The organism is Pseudoflavonifractor sp. BSD2780061688st1 E11 (assembly GCF_005844125.1).
GTDB classification, from domain to species: Bacteria; Bacillota; Clostridia; order Lachnospirales; family Lachnospiraceae; genus Sellimonas; species Sellimonas catena.
Genome location: NZ_SPHM01000051.1, coordinates 1 through 21435 on the forward strand (window position 1 = coordinate 1; position 21435 = coordinate 21435).

The 21435-nt window shown below is 40.6% G+C and carries 15 protein-coding genes; 1 reads left to right on the top strand and 14 read right to left on the bottom strand.

Annotated features, from left to right (window positions below; all coding sequences use genetic code 11):
* Positions 1 to 124: 124 nt before the first annotated feature.
* Entirely contained in the window at positions 125 to 304 is a 180-nt protein-coding gene (locus FGQ85_RS16140; protein WP_316269568.1) for a helix-turn-helix transcriptional regulator, read from the top strand.
* A 225-nt stretch (positions 305 to 529) separates the two neighbouring features.
* Here the strand turns inward: FGQ85_RS16140 and FGQ85_RS16145 are convergent, their stop codons facing one another.
* The 14 genes from FGQ85_RS16145 to FGQ85_RS16210 all read right to left on the bottom strand — a co-directional run bounded on the left by FGQ85_RS16145 (position 530) and on the right by FGQ85_RS16210 (position 21391).
* Positions 530 to 1609, bottom strand: coding sequence for a UvrD-helicase domain-containing protein (locus FGQ85_RS16145; RefSeq protein ID WP_138373957.1), 1080 nt, complete (start codon positions 1607 to 1609; stop codon positions 530 to 532).
* Positions 1602 to 3242 carry an AAA family ATPase gene (locus FGQ85_RS16150; RefSeq protein WP_138373958.1) on the bottom strand — a complete coding sequence of 547 codons (1641 nt, stop codon included), beginning with the start codon at positions 3240 to 3242 and terminating at the stop codon, positions 1602 to 1604. The genes FGQ85_RS16145 and FGQ85_RS16150 overlap by 8 nt, the downstream gene beginning before the upstream one ends.
* Before the next feature lie 22 nt (positions 3243 to 3264).
* The gene (gene brxL, locus FGQ85_RS16155) at positions 3265 to 5382 is read right to left on the bottom strand and encodes a protease Lon-related BREX system protein BrxL (RefSeq protein WP_138373959.1); all 2118 of its coding nucleotides are present in this window, start codon (positions 5380 to 5382) and stop codon (positions 3265 to 3267) included.
* 20 nt (positions 5383 to 5402) lie between these two features.
* Positions 5403 to 8045 carry a BREX-1 system phosphatase PglZ type A gene (gene pglZ, locus FGQ85_RS16160; protein WP_138373960.1) on the bottom strand — a complete coding sequence of 881 codons (2643 nt, stop codon included), beginning with the start codon at positions 8043 to 8045 and terminating at the stop codon, positions 5403 to 5405.
* A 6-nt stretch (positions 8046 to 8051) separates the two neighbouring features.
* Positions 8052 to 9509: an RNA-binding domain-containing protein gene (locus tag FGQ85_RS16165; protein ID WP_347563111.1), complete on the bottom strand. Its 1458-nt coding sequence runs from the start codon at positions 9507 to 9509 to the stop codon at positions 8052 to 8054.
* 34 nt (positions 9510 to 9543) lie between these two features.
* On the bottom strand, positions 9544 to 10335 hold the full coding sequence (locus FGQ85_RS16170) for a hypothetical protein (protein ID WP_138373961.1): 792 nt from the start codon (positions 10333 to 10335) through the stop codon (positions 9544 to 9546).
* The gene (locus FGQ85_RS16175) at positions 10322 to 10783 is read right to left on the bottom strand and encodes a TFIIB-type zinc ribbon-containing protein (RefSeq protein ID WP_138373962.1); all 462 of its coding nucleotides are present in this window, start codon (positions 10781 to 10783) and stop codon (positions 10322 to 10324) included. Before FGQ85_RS16175 ends, FGQ85_RS16170 begins: the two co-directional genes overlap by 14 nt.
* 10 nt (positions 10784 to 10793) lie before the next feature.
* A complete protein-coding gene (gene pglX, locus FGQ85_RS16180; protein WP_138373963.1) occupies positions 10794 to 14258 on the bottom strand; it encodes a BREX-1 system adenine-specific DNA-methyltransferase PglX in 3465 nt (1154 codons plus the stop codon).
* A gap of 10 nt (positions 14259 to 14268) precedes the next feature.
* Positions 14269 to 14961 (bottom strand): hypothetical protein, encoded by a 693-nt coding sequence (locus FGQ85_RS16185; RefSeq protein ID WP_138373964.1) that lies wholly within the window; start codon positions 14959 to 14961, stop codon positions 14269 to 14271.
* A 12-nt stretch (positions 14962 to 14973) separates the two neighbouring features.
* Complete coding sequence (gene brxC, locus FGQ85_RS16190; RefSeq protein WP_138373965.1) at positions 14974 to 18513, bottom strand: BREX system P-loop protein BrxC; 3540 nt, start codon at positions 18511 to 18513, stop codon at positions 14974 to 14976.
* A gap of 14 nt (positions 18514 to 18527) precedes the next feature.
* On the bottom strand, positions 18528 to 19088 hold the full coding sequence (locus tag FGQ85_RS16195) for a DUF1788 domain-containing protein (RefSeq protein ID WP_138373966.1): 561 nt from the start codon (positions 19086 to 19088) through the stop codon (positions 18528 to 18530).
* Between the two features lie 48 nt (positions 19089 to 19136).
* On the bottom strand, positions 19137 to 19748 hold the full coding sequence (locus tag FGQ85_RS16200) for a DUF1819 family protein (RefSeq protein WP_138373967.1): 612 nt from the start codon (positions 19746 to 19748) through the stop codon (positions 19137 to 19139).
* A gap of 13 nt (positions 19749 to 19761) precedes the next feature.
* Entirely contained in the window at positions 19762 to 19980 is a 219-nt protein-coding gene (locus tag FGQ85_RS16205; RefSeq protein ID WP_138373968.1) for a helix-turn-helix transcriptional regulator, read from the bottom strand.
* A 271-nt stretch (positions 19981 to 20251) separates the two neighbouring features.
* The gene (locus tag FGQ85_RS16210) at positions 20252 to 21391 is read right to left on the bottom strand and encodes an HNH endonuclease family protein (RefSeq protein ID WP_243128592.1); all 1140 of its coding nucleotides are present in this window, start codon (positions 21389 to 21391) and stop codon (positions 20252 to 20254) included.
* Positions 21392 to 21435: the final 44 nt, after the last annotated feature.

Sequence of the window (21435 nt, forward strand, 5' to 3'; positions counted from 1 at the left end):
TTCGCTGTATCCCACATTTACTACTGCCTCTTAATGAGGTGGCAGTATTGCTAAAAATCAGCAGGTCAGTACACTAGGAGAATGAATCGGAGACATGATCAGCTATCGTCCACTCTTTAAAACTATGGCACAAAAGAATATCTCATCCTATGCGCTTTTTAAAATGGGATTTTCAAAAGCAACATATCATTCCATTAAAAAAGGCAATAGCATCAGCACAAATACAGTAAACCAGTTGTGCCGGCTACTACATTGTTCTGTCTCTGATATCATGGAATATATTGATGATGGACCGAACAACTAAAATGCCCTTTTTAAATTTCATAAGTATTTCCAACATTAATATTCCTTCTCGAGAAATATGCAAATATGCTTGTTGCAGACAAGCGTGCCCGCTCGAAACTTCCACCCATTTCGAGTTTTTAATTATGAAAAACAAATGTTTCTCCACCGCTGATAATTTATCCTACGATGGGGAATCCATTTCTCTATCGGTATGATTTCTTGAAAACAGCTACCCTTCAATTATTTATCCAGGTGTCCATTTTTCTCCGATATTTTCAGACGGAATCTTTTTTGTTTTATATACAAAACCGACGCTATACTTTGCTCGGGTAACTGCCACATAAAATCTGGAAAGACTTTCAGCTTTCATGTCTCTCGATTTTCCTGACAGCCAATTCAACATTGGCTGTGTTGGATATATCAAAACTCGATCGAAAGTAAGTCCCTTTGCTGAACCAAAAGTTGTTACTCTAAATTTTTCATTTACCTTGGTTCTTTTATCATATCTAAGTTGAACAGGATTATATGTTTCCATATAGTTATCAATATCCTTCTCGTTAATCCAAAATATTCCGTCATGTCCTGTCGTTTTGTTCATAGCAGAATCACATGGCTTCATATCAGGATACATCCGATTTGCCAAATCACATATAATCTGGTTATTGCGATACGAGATCGCTAATGTCGTGGAGTCAATATTCATTTCAGGAATGTTTTCCTGCACAAAATTCACTATTTTTCCACCTGCATACTTTTTATATTTTGTTTCATAATGAGTTCGATACGTCGTCTGACGAGGATCGCCTACCAAAGTCATGTTACAACCAACCTCATGCAGTTTTCTTATAATTTCCAAATCATATCCAGCAAAATCTTGTATTTCGTCTACAAAAACATAAGAAAAAATCTTTCTCATTCTCCGAAATACACAACCATTCGATAATCTATCCAAGACACATGGCAATTTTGAAATCATATTTGAATATACATTACCAGAAGCTGTGACATACTTTTTCTCATTTGTGTCCTTTAACTTTAACAGTTTCCTATCTGCCTTATTGACTAATAATACTCCAGATACTCTATTATTTATAAGATAACTTTGATAAGGTCGTATGCCATGCCTAATCAGCAGAGAAAACCACGGCATTATGGTTACATTTGGTGGAATACAACCATTTATTTCGTAAAATTTATCTCTAATGCTTTGCTCATTTGCATCGGTATAAGTCGTTATCAAAACATTTTCAGCAATCTCCAACGCCTTCTTTACAAGAAAAGTTGTTTTTCCTGCCCCTGCCGCTGCAACAATCAGACTACTCATTTTTTAATGCCCTCATTATGTACTCAGGATATTTAATTTTCATAGCCGATTCAAAAATCGCTATTGCACAGTCTGTCTTGTGTGCATGCATATATCTGTGCATATCATCATCAGTATCGTACTTAGTTCCAAAAATATTATTCATTACTTCCAGCCCATTTTCTTTCAATATTTTCGGCTCTAAAGTATTGTAATTAAAATCCTTATCTGATAGTTTTAAATCACCTGTATCTACCACTTCATCCACGCAAATATGGATAAATGGTATTTTCTCATATTCTTTGTACTTCTTCTTAACAGCTTCAATATTTCCATCATTATCTGTAACGACAGCCGTTTCTTTGTTTAATATCCGTGCAATTTCAAGATAGCGTTTAAATGTTACTCCTCTTACGGTCATTACATCTATTCCATCTTGGATAGGAAGTCTCCCCTCATGAGTATCCATATATGCCCGCTGGACAACCAGTTCATCCGAGTCTCCTTCTACTAAGATTGATTTTTTACAAAGAATCAGTCGCAGCGTATCATAACCTGCCACTTTTTTGAAAAATTCAAAAGTTTTCTTCTTAAGCGATTGCATTGAGCAACAATTATTGTCTGAAAGTAAAATCAAATTTTCCAATCCGAGCTTATTAGCAACAAAGCTGCTATGCGTTGATGCAATAATTTGTCTGCCAGATGCAGCCTTTTCAATAACTCCCATCAATTCACTCAGTCGAGAAAAAGACAAGTGGCTTTCAGGTTCTTCAATCAAAATAATACTTGCTTTTTCCGCCTGTTTGTGACTTAAAGCCAATTGTGTTTTTATAATACATTGTGCTCCTTTTCCAGCATTAGCAAACGGGATTCCATCCACCTGTGTAACTAAACTTGATTCCCAAGAGTTCTGAACTCCTTTATCAGCACTTAGCGATAATTTTCCGTTCATAACAGTAGATGCAGCACTAATTTTCTCATTGATTAACTGAATAGCTTCATTTTGTGCAAACTCATCTATCATATTTCTATGGGCTTGTGTTATTGCTGTTATATCCTCTGGTTCAAGAAAATCTTTTACTACTCTGGAGATATATACATCAGATCCATTTTGGTATCTGTAATTTGACGAATCAATCATTACAGATTTTATGGGTATATATCTCGGCATTTTCTCATCTCTGCTAAAAGAAAACCATTTAGCTTCATAAAATTCAATAGGTAAACTTATAAGTTTTTGTGTTTTAATCAAACTTTCATATTCTGCATTAAATTTATCAGAAAAACCAATTGAAAATCTAATGCCTTCTGTGCCATCACTTTTTTCAGAATTGCCATTTCCTTCATATTCAGGCAATGTTCCGCTTTTGAAGTATAGCTCAATCATTATTTCCGGAGGTGCAATCGGATGTCCGGCCTCCACCGATACCAGATATTCCTCAACCACCTCTCTATTAAATAAATACGCTGACAGCTGATTCCTAATGCTTCGACCAGCATATATACCTGTTAAAGCCACATGAATGGCCTCAAGAATAGTAGATTTTCCGGATTCGTTATCGCCAACCAGAAGATTGATATTTTCATTAAATTTAATTTCAAAGGGATTTTTGAACTTTTTAAAATTTTGAATAATTACCTTCTCAATAGCCATTCGCAGCCTCCTATCTTTGGTTTTATTCTACTCCCAACGCCTTGAACACAGCATCCTCCGCACTCTGATACGGAATCAACTGAAATGCACTCATCAGATCAGCCGGAACACCTGCAAAATCAACAAACGAGGTACTCGGAATCAACACCTTCTTTGCGCCGCTGTCCAGGCATACTTGGAGTGTATTGGCAAGTTCCTCTACCTTTATCATCGTGCCGCTGATCGTAATATCTCCCAGAATTGCCAAATTGCTGACCACTGGCCTTCCCAGTGCAATCGAGCAAAGAGCAATCAATGTAGGAAGTGCCAGCTTCTCGGTCATGCCAATCCCCTGTAAATCCTGATAATTAATGATATAATCTTTGGTTGAGGTACTGATAGAACCGCTAATTCTATTGCTATTTGCTTTCAAATAGTTAAATGCCGTGTTCACAGCCTCCTTGCATTTAGAATCACTGCCTAGCCCCGTCCGTTCAATCTTTCCATTCCCTGGTAGCATCTGGCTTTCCAGACGGAATACACCAATCATGCCGCTTTTCCCTCTGGATACGGTATAAACCTGTCCCGGATTGCACATACCATCCGGAATTAACTTCCCGCCGCCCTGTTCCGGTACAGAAACATAATGCTCTGACATATCATCCAGGTCAATATAAGAGAAGTTCACATCATAGAACTCCATACCTCCCAGTTTTTTCAGCTGTTCTTTGACACGACGGCGCATTTCCAATGCAATCCGAATGACTTCTTCCAGTTCTTGTTTGGTAAACTCACCATGCGGGTACATCAGCTTCAGATAACCGTCTACCATACGACGGACTGCAATCGTATCACGCTGATTCAAATTTCTTCCCAGACGGAAATAATGATCAAGTGCATCGCCATACTGCTCCTTGCGAAGTTCTCGGATAAACTCTGCCAGATAATCGCTGATAAATCCATAATCGTCAGTAAAATGCTCCGGTCTGAACTTCGGAATCTCCCAACCTGGAAGATAGCAGTGAATACGGTCAAGAAATGCTGTATCCGTTCCCATTTCCGGCGGGAAAGGTGCAAACAGACTGGAAGTTTTCAACAGTACATCCACACTCTGATTAATGTTTCCCACAAAGACCATGGAAGCAGTAGCAGCCTTTTCTTCTTTGCCACGGGCGAAAGAGCCGGATGCCATATAGTCCTTCATGATCTGGATACCGTCTTTATCCTTGAACTTGATGCCCGCTACTTCATCAAAAGCAACGCAGTCCCACAAACCGACCAGTCCTACCGTCTTGCGCCCCATATTATAAAAGAGGTTTGCAACCGTTGTCTGTCCACCAGAAATCAAAATACTGTTTGGAGAAATCTCTTTGTAGAGATGGGATTTTCCAGTACTTCTCGGACCCAACTCACAAAGATTAAAATTATTCTCTACCAGTGGAATCATACGAGTCAAAAGCAACCATTTTTCACGGTATGTAAATTCGTCCGGCTCCATGCCGATAGAACGAAGAAGAATATCCAACCATTCATCTTTCGTAAAGGCTTTTCGTCCCTGCTTCAGCTCGTCAATGTCAATATGTGGCATCTGGATCGGTGTCAGCTTACGGATGCTGATTGGAGAAATATCTTTCTGCTTTTTCTGTTTAGAACGAAGCGGATTCCCGTCAATATCCTCTATGCCAAAGTTATTGTCACCTTCAACCTCATAATCCAACTGAACAATACACCAGATACCGCCGCAGAGCAGGCGGTCAAACTTTTCCGGGTATTCGTCGGCAATCGGTACATTGCCAACTCCCAGATTGGAAAACTCTGCAAAAAAGCAGTCCTTTTTCATATCCAAGCGAACAGTCACCATATCAATAATTGTGTGACTGCCATTTTTACGCAACTGAGAAAGAATCTTCTGCGATTCATCCGGACGTACAAAATTGTCGGCAAGAATCCGCTTTACATTTTGTACACCTTTTTCTATGATAGTTTCATCATCTGAGCTGCAATACTGCCCCAATAAGAACTCAAGGACATAAACTGGGACATTCGCACCTTCCTTGATTTTCTTTGTCAGGACTTTACGAACAATCTTACCGTCAAAAATCTGACGGAGCTTGTTCTTTATTTCTTCACGGGTACTTTCGCCCTCTATAAATTGCTCCATCTTTCTATCCTCCTGCAGTATTAACTAAAGAAATCAAACTCATCCACCGCAAAAGCGATGTCAATCTGGAATGGCTCACGCTGTGGCATCTGCAATCCCTGTTCATCTGCAATTATCAGATAGTAAGTAGCGGTATTACTGTATTTCAAAGATTTCAGATTAAACTGACAGCGGAAAGTTCTCTCTGCGCCGTTGTCGCTGGTCTTATCCGCAATAATCTTCTGAATATCACTGATCTGTTTGCCATTTTCATCCGTAAAGTATACCTGATAAGTAGCCGCTTCACGGTTTGCACTAACTGCATCCTTCTGATAGAAGTTCAGCGAGAAAATCATATTGCTGATTTTACGGTTTGCGGACAACAGATTAACTGTTACCGGCTTGGTATCATATTTCTTCCTATTACGCTTGTATTCCATAGAATCGTTGCGAAGATAGTGATATTCAATCACCGGAACAACCATTTCCTGCAAGCTGATACCGCCATGCACAAAGTTCATCCCGCCGCCACTCATCTTGATACGGATACTTTCTCTTGGAGTAAATCCTTCAAACTCTGTATTTCCACCCAGGAATTTTACAGGCATCAAATAGTCAGGTTGCACATCTTTCTTCATAATTGCATATCTTCTGCCATATTCCACACACCGCCTGATGCTTTCTTTTTCTATAGCATCAGAGTTTACTACATCCGTATCAAAAAAACCGATTTTATCTACCTTATCCTCTTCCTTCAAAGGACTATATGTATAAAGGAATCCGTGGTCAGCCGTAATCAGAATATTCGTACCGCCAAATTCATTTACAATAATACGCACAAGGTTCTTCAGTTCTGAAATCGCCTTATCACAGGCGGCAAAAACAGCTGTATCAGAAGTATGGCTGGCTTCATCTATGGTATCGTGATAGATATAGACCACATCCATCCCCTTTACCAATGCACTTCGTTCTGCTCGTTTCATGGCAATAATGTCATTGTATTTCAATGCTACACTTGCCGGATCTTCTGATTTCAGAACCTTATCCCGGTAAATGCTTGCCGTAGATTGACCATCCGCCAAAACCGTTAAAAAGTTGTTCCGAACCTCTACCGTCAGCTCTTTATGCGGCAATAACGCTGCCATACCGAACTTTGTAATAGAAGGGAAAATGCTCTGCATACTGCTAATGGAAACCTTACTCTGTGTTTCTCTCCGAAGCTGGTCTGCCATAGCAGCCGCCACTTCATAGCGCATAGCATCCGAAATAATCACGAATACCCTGGTATCTGAAGTCTTAATACGGGAACGGTAAAATTCTTCCTGCTGCGGTACTTCCAAAACCTTACCGTAGGCTGCCAGTTCTTCTGCGCACACATCCGACCAGTTATTACCCAGCTCACCTAAAAACCAATGAGTATAGAGTCCTTCCACTTTATCGACAACGTGCTTGAATAAATCATCCAGCAGAATATTGGAAGTTTCCAGACTCTTTTGGAAACTCAGATGGAACAAACGGTAATAGGTATCCATCTGATAATAGCTTTCCGTATATTCTTTCCATATGCCTTTTGCTTCTGCGGTATGGAATCCGGCAGAATGCTCCTTAAAGAAGCTCTGCATATTTGCCACTTGCAAAATACCATCATAAAAGTTCTTAAACGGCTCATACCATGCACAGGTTCTCCGCTTTTCAACGGTCGAAGTTATGGTGTCAACATCAATGATATGGTCGCTGATTTCTGTCATCAGCTTTGTCAGAATCACTTCATTAATGCACGGGAAACACTCAGTTCCTGCCAGATCGTCCACAGTCAGCTTTTCAAAACGCTGATGAAGACAGGCTTCATCCTCAACATACCGTGCCACATCATATAACTGCTGAATATCTTCACTATGAATCCATTCAGAAATAAAATCATAGCAATATGCCTGATGCGGCATAGAAATGAACCCGTCCAGTCCAGCAAGATACTCCTGTCGCATAGTACGGGTAGCAGCGGTCAACAGCAAATGAATCGCCAGTCGTCCCAGGTCTGGTTCTTCCTCTGCAAATCCACATCCCTGGCGAACCATCGCCCAAAACGCACCATCTGCATGATATTTTATAAACTCCTGATAAACAGTATTGCTTTTCAAATCCAGTCCAGCCCGAAACACACTGCGGAGAATCATATTAGGTTGTGCGTCTTTTAATCCGCAGATTGCCGCCATGACAGCCATGTGCAGCTGTGCTGGAGTTGCTGGAACTTTATTCTGTGTGCTAACTTTCAAACGACGGTCTTTCGCATTAAAATAAGCACGATAATTCTTGACCTGCTTCCGCATGGCCGGATTCGATGCAAGCCCCATCTCATCCATCCAAATGGAAATCAGATCTGCCCGGAACTCCTCACTGTAAAGCTCCACATCCAAAAGCCAGTTGTCCTCCGGGCGGTTATATGCTAAAGGACTATAAACCAGATAGTTTGTAGTCAAGTCATCTACCGAAAGCAGTTTTTTCACAGAAAACGCATTATTGCCAGTCAGCGCAATTACCTTTGCATTCTCTAAAACCACTTCGTCCAGCTTATCCTCAAATTCCTTATCTTCATCGTACCAGAAGATGATCCGACGTTGGTAAAACTCCGGCAGAGGTGCAGCAAATCTGCGGTTCAAGTCTTGTATTACTTTGTCTGTATCCATGCTGCATCATCTCCCTTCCGTATTTTTTACATAAATTGTGCTTCTTGAAGCACCTTCTTTTCTCAGCCATCCTTTTTCAACCATTTTAGCCAGTATTTCTCTGGTTCTACGCTGTTTGATACCAAGAAGTTTCATTGCCTGTGCTGTTGTAATGCCGGCATTTTCCGATACATATTTATAAATTTGCTGTTCCTGTTCATTTGCCGGCACTTTATCGGCGGTTTCCCGGCGGTTTAGCGGCGGTTTAACGGCAGTATTGGAAGCATTGAGGTCAACAGTGCCGTCAACCTGACCTCGATAGATGTTGATACGCAAATCAACCTCGCCGCCAATAAACTCTGGTTCCCGCAGTCCGGCAGCTTTTACTTTATCAATAATTCTCGGAATGCCGCTTCCCCAATGCTCAATTAGATTCATATAAGCAAAGGCATGAGCAAGAGCTTCATTTCTGATTTTGGAATAGCCTTCTTTCATACGCTCCATAGTTTGTCCCATTGGCAGCTTTCCCGGGGAAGTGATTTCCAATCGGTTATCATACACCGCAACCTGTATCGTACCATGATCCAAATAACTACGATGCACCATGGCATTGATAATCAACTCACGAATGGCATCCGGTGGGATCTCATAAACATCCTGGCGATAAATCCCCACAATGGTAGCGCCCAGGTGAATATTTCGCAGAACAAACTGAAATGCTTCATCTATCTGTTCCCAAAGCAGACCGGTATATTCCCGCCGATCAACAAATACCGCTTTTGTTGTGCCTTTGAACACGCCACATTGCGTTGCAACATGAAGTCCTGCGTTGCCTGTTAAAATAGCAAAGGCATTGGACGGATAATCTTTTCCATCACGTTCAATCAAAACCCCCCAGGAACGAAGCTGTTGTCTACCAACATCTTTGATAGATGCTTTCTGTTCCTCATTGTGGGCATTCTTGACTGCCTGTTCTTTCATAGCTTTGCAAAGAGCATCAATATCTTCATCCGTGATATTCAACCCGGTACACAAAGCCTGATCGTAGTAGCGGTTACTGCCCTCAAACAGTAATTCTTTTATCATATACTCGTCAGCAAGACGGGTAGTTCCGGCAACACGGACATATACACCGCCATCTCTGCCGAGGGCTTTGATATAATATGGGCGCTGTCTGCCCTCAGAAACCTCTACCACAATAACAGTCTTACCATCAATCGTCTGTAAAGAAATATCCGGGATAATTGCCGGTTCGCAGCTATCTGATACGGCATTGGCAATGGCATCCATTTTTTCGAACACATCTTCCTTGGCAAAACCGACAACTTCTCTGGTCTTATCAGCAATTCCAAAAATAATTTTACCTCCGGTTCCATTTGCAAATGCAACCACAGACTTCATATATTTGATACTTTTCTCCGGCAGGCTCTCTTTAAACTCTACATTCTTTGATTCTCCTGCAAGAATTGCTTCTATAGTCATCATAACACCTTGCTTTCTTTTACAGTTTTAACCGTTGTTACGATAGCATTGGTCCAACAAACTGAATCAAAGCCGCAACCGCCGATCCAAATTCAACGGTTCCTTTTATAGCTTGCAACGAAGCTATTGCCGTTTTTATCATAGATTTCTTTGGCTTTTCAGATATGACTTCTGCTTCTATAACTTCCAGGCTTTCAGATACAGCTTCTTTATCTTCATCTGATGTAAGGGTGTCCATCTTTGCTCGAACTGCAGTAATCAACTGTTCTATTTCATTTGCAGTTGCACCAATATTTGTAGTTGCCGTGACAGACGAATTATCATTTGCAATAATAGCCTGACCATTTTGTACCGTCACATTATAAACATTCTTTTCATCTATTCCCATATCAATACCTATTTTCGTTAAATACCTTTCTACATGGCGAATCAGCACCATAACAAACCGTTCATTAAAACCTTTGATTTTATCCTGCCATTTAGTTGACGAAGAATATCCCATGGCAACGCCATGATATACAGAACTGTTATTTTCTACTAAGTATCTTAAAACAGCGTACACATTTCGTATTTCTTCTTCATCAGTCTCGCCCAATGAAAAAATCAAGCCTCCGTATGATCCTTGTACTTCTTTAATTTCTTTTTCTAAATCCCACTCACAGCTGCCGCAACCATGGATGTAATCACTTATAATCGGAGTGCCATCTATGTATCTTACAAATTTTGCAAGCACACCAGCATAATCTTGATAGTTTGCCTGAAGTAGCCGATTAGAATAGCTGTTAAAATCATATTGGATTTTTCGTAATTCTTTTCTATTTAATTTCATAGTTTTTCACCCCACAAAACGGGCAATATGCACCCGTCATCTTTAATAATGGCTTAATTTTCGCAGTACGCTTGCAACATGAAAAATTGCAGATTTCCATTGCTTCTATGCCTGACCGAACAGGGTCTTCATTTTCATGCTTCGGACGTTTTCCAGCCTTGAATGTAATAATTCCTTTTTTACTATGCCGTTCCATTTTTTTGAATTCGTTATAAATCATATCATTGACGGCATTTGTCACCATTTTCATGGCAAGTTCAAACACATCCTCCGTAACATAATTTTCACTTATTAAACCGCAGCTTGGACAAAATATATGAAGCACCCTGTCATCCTCTAAATCAGAAGGAGTTCCCTTAAAATATGTACCACAATGCTCGCATTGCAGAAGAACATAGCCATCATCATCCGTGGGAATAGAAATCGTCATATTGATTTCATCACTCATATTTTTCCCCTTACTTTATTTTAGCCAAAACATCCTGGAAAATTGCATAATTCTTCTTCACGCCATCGTCCAGATCAATAGAAATCATCTGGTCGGCAAGGTGATGAATCTTTTCCTCGTAACTTCTGATTTCGGTATCTTGTGCCTGCAAGGTGGTCAGTTTTTTCTTTAGTTTTACACGCTCACCGGTAGAAGCATTAGAAATACGTTGTTCCAAATCGGCAATAGCGGTACGATATCGAGCCTGCTGTTCGTGTACATAATCGGTACGGATACGGGCAATAGTGTCCGGCTGATAGCGGTGCATATAAATCAGAGCCTTAAAGCCATTCTTCTTGCCGCTGTCAAACAGCCAGTATATGGGGCGCTTCTGATAAATCTTGCAATGGTCTTTGTAAAAATCATTCAGGAAATAATTCCGAATCACATCTTTCGGCTGCCCTTTGCCGCCCAGGGCGTCGGCAATAAATTTTAGATTTTCGTCCAAAGACTCTTCACCATAGACTGTTTTTACAAATTCTACGAAACGGCCGACAATATCATCCTCAAAGTATTCGTCGTCACAGATCGGGATAATGTTATCCTTATCCGCAGCGAAAGACGCATATTTGCTGGCATCCCATTCGCCGCCTGCATAGGCAATCCCATCCACATCCAGCGAGTAGCGACCAAACATACATCCAACCGCATAAGAAATAAAGGAGCGAATATCTCTGCCAAGGTCAGCCTTCCGGACTGTAACATCCTTATCCTCAATTTCCGGTGTCAGTTCTTCCTGCAAACCGTAAATGTCAATGAAGATACGGTTCAGTTCTTCTTCATTAGCTTTCAGCTGGTTGAAGCGATCATCGCATTCTGTCTGCCACTGGACATAAGCTGCAGCAATAGTAGAAACTTTACGAATCAGCGGATGATATTGGAAGTCCCATGAAGTTTCAAAGGCATCCCAATCCATTTTTTCCATGTCAATATTTTGCACAACCAAATTGTCTATCTGATCAGATATTAATATATCTTTTTCTACCGGAATCGAAAAAATATCCCTAACCTGATAATTTATTGTTGGGCTAACGAGTTTTAATAATGCCCTCGCAACATTTGAATTTAATAATCCAAGGATTCCATTTATATGCTCAGCATTGTTAATGAATATGCTTGTGCCTGCTTTTTCAAATAATTCATTTTCCCATAATTTTCTGAAAGAAGGTGAGCCAGAAGTAATATATGACCATGTAATACCACTTTTAAATTGGAGATATTCTGGAACAATTCTCGCAATGCTATCTTGTTTATAATGCTGCCTTGCTTCTAAAGTCCATAAGATCACATTGTCATCATTTCCATAATATTTTCTATATCCACCGCCTCTAGCACATTTAGCCCAATATTCTTTATTTATATTGCTATAATCAACTTCCCAAAACAAGCGCAAATATTTACTATTATTTCCTGTAATGTTCTGTCCGTTAGATGTTGCATACTCAGAAATATATTCATTATCAAATGCTTTCATAGTCTTTTCACTTGCCCAGTATGCCACAGGGCTTCCAGGAATTTTAGCAAAATTATCTGTGCTAACTTGTGCAAAACGATTCCCTGAAATCGGGAATTCTTTAGGAACATTGTCTACAATATCCTCATATTTTATATGGTTATATGTTCCTTTGTAATTTTGTATTCTACAATTTCTAAAAGCAGTAACCGCTGTTCCAAAAGCAATTCCCATAACCATATTATCCATGTGCATCAGATTGGTTATATTTCTATTTTTTAAAACGTTAACTCTCATTTTTTCAAAGCTGGTTAAAAACATCCAACTTTGCATCGTAACCATACAGTTAATACCCTTGCTGACAACCATTTGATTACCACGTTCTATACATACCGCAAACAAATCACTTTTACTGTCCGGATAATTCTTTTTGACATAATCCGAAAGTTTTGCACCCATACCAGAGCCACCCATATACGGCGGATTTGTCACTACCACCTCATACTTCTGTGCCAGTGCTTCCGCCACCTGCACCAACGGCAGTAATTCTCTCAATGCCGTCTTACGGGACATATTTATATCTTCCGTAATCTCTGTAAATCGGTCATACAGTGCAGACCAATCCTGCGGTGTGACGGTCAGAATCGAACCGTATTCCTTTGCGTCATACAGTTCACGGATAATGGTATCCATAGCCGTTGTCAGCTTCGCATCACCATTACAGAAATAGTCCAAAGCAAACTGATCTACATGATTGCTCTCCACAATAGCATACACATGAGGCTGAATGCCACGGCTGAAGAAACGGCGGTCATACTGGCGAGCTTTCATCATTACCGCAAAATAAGCCAGCTGTGCCGCACGATCATCAATATCCAGTCCGTAAAGATTGTTCTCTACAATGCTTGCCACTGCTTCACAAGTGGTATAACCGTAGGATTCATAAATCTTCATCAGCACATCGAACATATACGCAAGGATATGACCGGAACCGGAGCATGGGTCGATCACTTTCAACTGATCCGGTGTCAGTGCGGCGTATTCCCTGCGAATCTTAGCAAGCTGTGCCTGCACTTCCGGCTCCTGCTCGGCTTCTTCCAGATAGTAGTGCCATTTGGTATCTTCCGGGTCACGGTTTCCTTTCGCATATGCAGACTGTTCTTCCTCAGTTGGCAGAAACTGCTCTTTCACATCCGGGTGTCCCTCCAACCACAGACGGCCAAGGCTGTTCTCTACCATATATCGAACAATCCAGTCCGGTGTGAAAAGCTGGGTTGCTGCAGGAATGTTTTCTTTTGTGATTTTCACATTCTTTTTCAGTGCTGCGAAAACATCGTCTTTTTTCTCGCTGTTATAATACTGATACAGCCAGCCGATGATCTGGACAGCATCTTTCCAGTCGTCTTCCGGTATCAGCTCAATCATCTGCTGAATGACACTGCCTTCACGGAGCAGATTGTCTGGCAGAAGAAGTTCGGTGTAATCCGCAATCTTCTGGAACATTCCCGGCAGAATCTTATTCAGCGCATTACACTGCACAATCAACAGATATTTATACAGTTCTTCGGTCTTTTCAGCTTCTTTCAGCTCATAGACCTTTTCCATATTGAGTCCATCCAAATCCAGATGAATGGCTTCGGCTATAATCTGCGGCTTAAAGTTGTTTTCCTCGTCCGTGAACACACGCACATGGGAAGGAAGATAGCCATTGACTTCCATAAATCGCAGAGCAGAGAAACGGTTGAACCAAGTATAGGCAACCTCCTCCATGACCTGCTTATATCCTTTATCTTTGATCTCGGCAATCAGAGCCTGGCGCTGTTTCTTTTCATCCACAGTGAGGACTTTGCCGCCAACGCTGTCCACATTGGCGTCCTCAATGTTGTCCTCTGTGATGCCGTATTCCACACCTTTCAGGGAAACACGGGCAATCAGATCTGTTCTTGCCCAGACAGCAAACTTTTTAATCGCATTCTTATCCATAGCTTCACCCCTATGATAATTTTTCTATTGAAAAATATTCTTCAAAATATATATCAAAGTTTTCATAAGAATGTAATTCATCATTCTTCTTCATCAAGTATTCAATATCTATCATTTCATCGCTATGGCAAAGTTTCATAAAGGTATCATACACATTTCTATTTTGCGATAACCATTGATAATTATATTTAGCACTAGGTGTAGCCTGACATACTGTATTCCATGCATTTTCAGATGTCTCCAAAAGTTTTCCTGACGATAGATATGCAATATATTTATCTATAACTTCAATTTCTTGTTCAAAACATTTTTTTATTATGTTATATAAGTTCTCATTCTTTTTTTTAAATAGTAGCTTTGCCAAATCTTTACGTCGTAGAATGTATGTCTTTAAAATCTGAATATTATTTATCCATCCAAATGCTGCATTAACATTTCCGCTTCTCACATTATTTTCAAAACCAGACGCCTGTATAGCATCTTTAAATTCATAATATGTATTGTACAATAGCAGAATGTCTCCATGATATTGCTGGGCCCACTCTCGATTGTGTATCATTTTCTGCAGTTTAGTCGTTCTTCTTTCATATATTATGTTTTGAATACCTAATATAACAGACAAAAGAATAGGAATAACTGCCGTTAATACATCAAACCAATCCTTTTGATTCAATTTTACTAACTCATTTACTATTCCATCCATCACTTTTCCTCTTTAATTCAACTTAATCTCATCGCAATTCTTCAACAACTGTTTCAGCTGTGAACGAATCTTCTCTACATAATCATCAATATCCGCCTCCGACTGTAATGTCTTTGCCTGGAATACCACCTGACGGCTGTAGGAACGAACTACTTTTTTCTTTGCTGGAGTTTGTTCTTTTCCTGGCTGTACCGGCGGCTTCGGTTCTGGCGGCGCAAGGACTGCTTCGATATTGCTCACCGTATCATCCTTGTACTGGCACATCGGCAGGAACATAGCATCCAGAAGGGCAAGACTCCTTAACTCTGCGATTTTCTCCTTGCACTGACTGAAATATTTGTCTGATTTCTCAATCAGATGGGATACCTTGGAATCACCGTTTGCAGCAGTATGAGTTGCTTCCATACACTGGCGAACAGTTTCCAGAACCTCGGCACGTTTTTCTTCCAGCATCTTATCATGGGCAGTACGAACTGTATCCATCAGAGGATTCAATTCACGAATCCGTTTATAGTTGAACTTTCTTCCAGTCTGAACCATAGTAATCAGACGAATGGTATTCAATGCCTTATATGCTTCCTCATTTTCTGCAATACGGTCAAGATCATCATGCAGAGATTTTTCAAACTGCACTGCCTGGTCGAATACCGTTACCTGTGTCTTGAAGAAATTTTCAATGCCGTTGCTCATGGCTTCTTTATTGGCAAAAAGAGCATCCTCTTTTTTCAGCACACGCTCAATCAGGGCTATATTGTCTTTCTTCTGAGAAAGCACATCTTCCATCAGATGAATGGCTTCCTGCACCAATGCGTGATCCGGATATTTATGTCCGTCATAACGGGCATCCAGAGAAGCATAGTAATCACGCTGCTCTGTGAACTTCTCAGTCACAAAACGAATCAATCCATCTTCATCATCTGGTACATCCATAATGTCGAAATACTCACGGAGCATTGCCTTCACATCGCGCATCATCGAAGCGGAAATAGTTTTACGCTTGCTGATGGACGTCTTGCCGATCTCACTCTTTTTACGGAGCATATCCGGCAGTTTCGGGTCATCCGGCTGAATGGTATTGCCTGCATACTTGATGGTTACTTTCTGGGAATAAATCAACTGTGCCGCAACCGCAGCAATGTCGATTTCTTTCCAGCCATACGGAATCGCACTATATTTGCTCTGCACATCTGCCATAGAAGTCGGTAGTTTTTTTGCATCCTGCATTTCCAGATATTCTTCCATAGCAGAAGCAGCATCACGGTTCGGCTCCATGCCCGGAAGTGCTGTTACCGCACCTGTCAGAATCGCAATAATATCCGCATCACTGCCTGCATTTTCTGTAATCAGATCGAGTTTGCTATATACATGAGCAACCAGATATTCAAGAGCCTGGTCAATCTTGCTCTTGGCATTTCCAGCTTTGATTTCCAGATGTTCCCCATCTACATAGAACTGCGCCCCCTCGATAGCATTTTGCAATTCAGTCATGGCGCTTAACTCATATTTTCCCGCTTCGTCCTGCTGGTCGCTGATGATTTTCTGCACGCTCTTTGGGAGCTGGCTTACATTTCTCTGCTTTACATACTTGCGAATCTTCATGGCAGATTCCAAAGATTCATAGTAAGGCGTATCCGCCAGAACAACAATTACTTCGTTGCCTTTGGATTCTGCCATCAGACGGAAATCTGTTTTATCAATGGCATCAGTTGCCACGGTCAGGAAACGCAGACACATACCGCCTGTTGCCACGCCAACCGTAATACCGTCCACCATCTGGTCGAAAGCAAAGTCATATTTTCCATAGCGGAACTTCTTGGTCGTGAAAATATCACCGTAAATCATCTGGGCAATACGCTCCACGATAGAAGCAGTATCCACATTGGTATCTCGGATTTCACGTTGAATATCCTGTTCTTCATCGGTCAGGAAATTATAAGTATCGCCGGTTCTGCCGATATAGTTCTGGCTCATCAGCCGGTCAAGGGAACCACTGACAGCTTCACGCATGATAATCTTATCTACACGAATATCGTCTGCCATGAGGATAACGATATTGTCCAGGTTGGAAGGAATATCATCAATATATCGAATCAAATACAGAAGTTTCAGTACATCTACATCCTGCTGTTCGATACCATCACCGTTATCAGCAGCTTTCTGGCAACGTTCGATCACTCGGCGGATAGAACCGTCAAGGAATGTATGTACGGTATCATAAAAAAGGAAGAACGGAACAAGTGCATATTCGTCCTTTTCCTGAATTTTCTGTGCTGCTTCCTGGAAACCAGAGAGCATGGAACGCTCACCGCCGGACAGATGCTTACCGGAATTTCCATGCTTACGGATTTCGGCAAATACCTTCTGCATGATGATGAACTGATACGGCACAAACGGGAAGTTCTCGGAAAACTCCCTCGGACCGGAATATCCTTTAATATCCAAGATCGAACCGTTGAAGCTGAACAGATTACGCAGAACCGAATCATTCTGTTCATAAACACCTTCCAGATTTTTGGCTGCTTCCGGTTTCTTTTTCAGAATACGCTTCTGGATGACTTCATCCACAGAGGAAGAAGATAAGCTCAGTCTTGTTTTGAAACGAGCCTGGATACGGGAGAACTCATCGGCACGAACTTTGATGATTTCATCAATGGCTTCCTGCCCGGTGCAAATCACCCAAATCTTACCTTCACACTCACTTCCGATTTTCTCGGTCAGAGACTGGAGATTCAAAAGCATGTCGGTATCTGTGCCTACATACTGACCAACCTCGTCAATCATAAACAGCAGGCGGAAGTTTGCAGGCTTTGTATCTACATAGGCTTTCATATCTTCCACAAGCTGTGCGATAGAAATTTCTGTTGCGGTTTTATCATTGAACCATGTCCTGGCATCGTCCTCACTCATATCGAGAACTTCCATTAGTGTCGGGATGATGAACTTTCCATTAAAAGCAAATGCACGGCGCATTTCCAGCCAGGACTTGCCTCTCTTTTCTTCAAAAACTCTGCGGAACTCCTCAGTCTTGCCCTGCTGGTCAATATAACGCTCCATCATGGCAACTTTCAGATTTTCACCGTAAAATCCCAGATGGTTATAGAACATTTTAGCAAAGACACGAAGTACAGCAGTCTTGTCTTTATTGCTGAATCCCTCAATGTCAATATTAAACAGAATTGTCTCAGTCGGTCCCTTGGTGGCACGGTCGATAAGCATAAAAGTTGCCGGGTCGTCCTCAAACTTTTTACGGAAACGCTCTACACTACGGATGCCTTTTACCTCTTTATTTTCCAGAAGATAAGAAAGCATTTTCAGGAAATGAGATTTACCACTTCCAAAGAAACCAGAAATCCAAACGCCCATATCGGCAGTCGGCTGGTCGAAGGCATCGCCGTAATAATTGAAGAATGTAATGAAGTGCTTCTTCAATTCTCTGGTAATGACATATTCATTTAATTCCTGCTCGATTACATCATCGGCAGCTTGATCTACTTTAATTACACCATTGATTTTGCGGTTGATGTCATCCGCAAACATTTCTCGAATCATCATGGCTTTATCCCCCCTTAATCTATGACATTGAATGCCCGGTAATAATCATTTGGTGTCAGACGATTGAATAGTTTTACATGACGACCATCAAACTCACCCGGATACATAACCAAAATCGGAACATCCGAAAAATACGGCTGCAAGGCTTCCAGTAAAGTATGGATTCTCATAAACGGAAACACCTCACCTACGCCCGTCAGCATCAGTACATCGCCTGGTTCGTGCGGCTCGTACTGAATTTTATCAATGAACTCTCCATTGCCGATTGCGGAGTTCAGCTGTTCCAGAAGATAAGCACTTCCGTCAGCTTCTTCCATATCTGGAATCGCATCTGTGATGTCCATATCATCGCAGATAGAGAGGAATGTTTTATATAAATTACAAACAATCAAATTGCAATCTAAGGACTGATCGGTTTCCAGCTGATTCACAAAATGGCGGACAACCATTTCATTCTCCGGTTCATAGCAGAAGATTCTGATATTCACCTCATTACTCAATCCTTTGCCTTCCAGGAACTCCGGCTCCTGAATCAATGCCCGAACTTTGTCCAGGCGTTCTTTTATGTTACTCATTGGCTACCTCCTACACGAAATGCTTCACTGGAGCATTTCGTTGTACGCTTATGTGTATGAAAAGCAATTGAAAGCAGGCAGTACCGCCGTATCACCATTGCTTCTGATGGCATTCTCCAAAACAGGATGCAGCCATACCGGATTCAGATGATCTGCCTTGAGATTGTCGAGATATTCTGTTTCGACAAGCACTCTGGCAATAATCTGTTTTAACTTTGTTATTGTGGCATCGCTCCAAGAAGCTACGGTGTCATTCTGTTCCTGTAAACGCATAAAAAATGTATTCAAATCTATCTTACCAAAAGACGTGTCCCTTAATCTGTACTTCTCTCCAATGACTGTCAGCATAAATTCCCAGACCAATCGGCTTTGCTTCATCAACGCATACAGACAAATCTGTTTTGCCACATCCGTCGGCTGTGATGCAATCGCAGAAACCAGCGAATCATCTTCCAGAGCATGAAGCCGTTTGATGCAGGCTTTCGCCATGCGTGTGATAGATTTTTCCGTTGGATACTGGAAAAGATTCTGTTCTACAATTTCTTTTACAATCGTATCATCTGAATTTCCTTCTGCCATTAGCTTTGCGGTGGAACGCATTTCATAGAAAAGAAACGGCTCCCTGGTCAGAGACGCAATATAAGGATAAGAATGATCCATAATGCCGTACCTCCTACTGTTCCTCTTTTTTATCTGGAACGAACTCCATGATGTCTCCAACATCGCAGCTCAAAGCAGAACAAATCTTTGATAAAATTTCTGTACTCACATTTTCATCTTTAGATAATCGGGACATTGTTGTCGTACTGACACCTGTCATTGTACGCAAATCTTTTTTCATCATGTCTTTATCAATCAGCAATTTCCACAGCTTCTTGTAACTAATTGCCATTTCTTCACCTCAGTCTTATTTGTTTAAAATATCTGTTCACATTGTATTTATCATCATATCACAGGAATGCGTTCTGAACAATCTAATATATCAAAATCCGAAATTAAATTCTGAAATATCGCATTTTTAAATCACATACAATATATATCTCTCACTCCACTTTTTGACGCTCCAAGGCAGAACGTTAGAGCCCATAAAACCTTGTATATGAGGTTTTATGAGCTCTGAAAACACAGAATAAAACTACTCTGAAAGATCTGCACTATCATTTTTACCATTTATACATTTCCATGAGAATCTTTACAAGCACATCCGTTCTATTTTGAATTTTATCCACTGTCCATTTACTTTGATTTACAATATCTTTATTCAGATACAGACCATTTTTGTACCCAATTTCTTTTGTTTTATCCTTAGATTTCCTATCTCTTTTCTGCTCAAATGACATATTAGAAAGATTCTGGTTGTATCCAGTGATCGTCAAGTTGCCAATCGTATGTACATAGTCCAGACGATATTGCTTTGCTAAAGCGGTATCTCCATCTGCAATCATCTGAACCCATGAGGCTGGTATATTCTCCCCTTCTGGGAAAATATGTTCAATAGTCCATACATATTTTTTGTTATTATCTCTCGCCCAAAGATCCGCATAAATTTCTTTTGTTTGATTTTTAGCTTCTATGCTACACAACATGAATCTTGTAGCTTCAGGATTTTCATCATAAACCGGACCCCGTAATTTATCTTCAAAAACACTATCTGGTGCTGAAACTATCTGCAATCTATCATGAACCACTTGTACAATATCATTCCCCTGCAACACTTTCACTTCTGCAATTATATCCATAAATAATTGTGTAAGTTTTCTTGTATTAGGAACATCAGTTACATTACGGCGAACGAAAAATGTAATCAAAACTCTAATTATTTTTTTCAGATCTGGATCTGTCAGATTAAGTTTAGTCTGATTTGACATGAGGTACAGCAACAAAATATAAGAAGGTGCGCCAGATATTCGGCTTAAGTCCTGCAATGTTTCTGTATATGTATAGACCTCATCACTGTTATTTACGATAACTGAATAACGCTCTGCTTTTTCAGACAAGTCATCAAGGAGCCGTTTATAATTATCCTTTATCATTTTTTCGTAAATATCAAGAAGTGTTGTTCTTGTGGCAAGATACCCCAGATAGTAACGTTTATCGGCTTTAGAATATGGGGCATTTAATTCTTCCCTAAAAGCATTGTAATATTGTCTGAAAAAACGTTCCTGACTTGAATAATCATCTTGACCAACACAGTTCAAAATATGTTTCCATTTTTCATAACTATTATCTGCATCAGAAGCATCTTCAGCCTGTGCAATTAAAGTATTCTTCTCAAACTTCGCACATAGATTTTGCCTATGCACCTTGAAAATTCAATATCTGGCAGGTATTCGATTATCAAAGTTCA

Bases quoted from the DNA above. Each gene is read 5' to 3' on its own strand.
- FGQ85_RS16145 (WP_138373957.1), bottom strand. From the start codon at position 1,609: ATGAGTAGTCTGATTGTTGCAGCGGCAGGGGCAGGAAAAACAACTTTT.
- FGQ85_RS16165 (WP_347563111.1), bottom strand. From the start codon at position 9,509: ATGATGACTATAGAAGCAATTCTTGCAGGAGAATCAAAGAATGTAGAG.
- FGQ85_RS16140 (WP_316269568.1), top strand. From the start codon at position 125: ATGGCACAAAAGAATATCTCATCCTATGCGCTTTTTAAAATGGGATTT.
- FGQ85_RS16185 (WP_138373964.1), bottom strand. From the start codon at position 14,961: ATGGATGGAATAGTAAATGAGTTAGTAAAATTGAATCAAAAGGATTGG.
- brxC (WP_138373965.1), bottom strand. From the start codon at position 18,513: ATGATGATTCGAGAAATGTTTGCGGATGACATCAACCGCAAAATCAAT.
- FGQ85_RS16170 (WP_138373961.1), bottom strand. From the start codon at position 10,335: ATGAAATTAAATAGAAAAGAATTACGAAAAATCCAATATGATTTTAAC.
- FGQ85_RS16200 (WP_138373967.1), bottom strand. From the start codon at position 19,748: ATGGATCATTCTTATCCTTATATTGCGTCTCTGACCAGGGAGCCGTTT.
- FGQ85_RS16205 (WP_138373968.1), bottom strand. From the start codon at position 19,980: ATGGCAATTAGTTACAAGAAGCTGTGGAAATTGCTGATTGATAAAGAC.
- FGQ85_RS16175 (WP_138373962.1), bottom strand. From the start codon at position 10,783: ATGAGTGATGAAATCAATATGACGATTTCTATTCCCACGGATGATGAT.
- FGQ85_RS16195 (WP_138373966.1), bottom strand. From the start codon at position 19,088: ATGAGTAACATAAAAGAACGCCTGGACAAAGTTCGGGCATTGATTCAG.
- brxL (WP_138373959.1), bottom strand. From the start codon at position 5,382: ATGGAGCAATTTATAGAGGGCGAAAGTACCCGTGAAGAAATAAAGAAC.
- FGQ85_RS16150 (WP_138373958.1), bottom strand. From the start codon at position 3,242: ATGGCTATTGAGAAGGTAATTATTCAAAATTTTAAAAAGTTCAAAAAT.
- pglZ (WP_138373960.1), bottom strand. From the start codon at position 8,045: ATGGATACAGACAAAGTAATACAAGACTTGAACCGCAGATTTGCTGCA.
- pglX (WP_138373963.1), bottom strand. From the start codon at position 14,258: ATGGATAAGAATGCGATTAAAAAGTTTGCTGTCTGGGCAAGAACAGAT.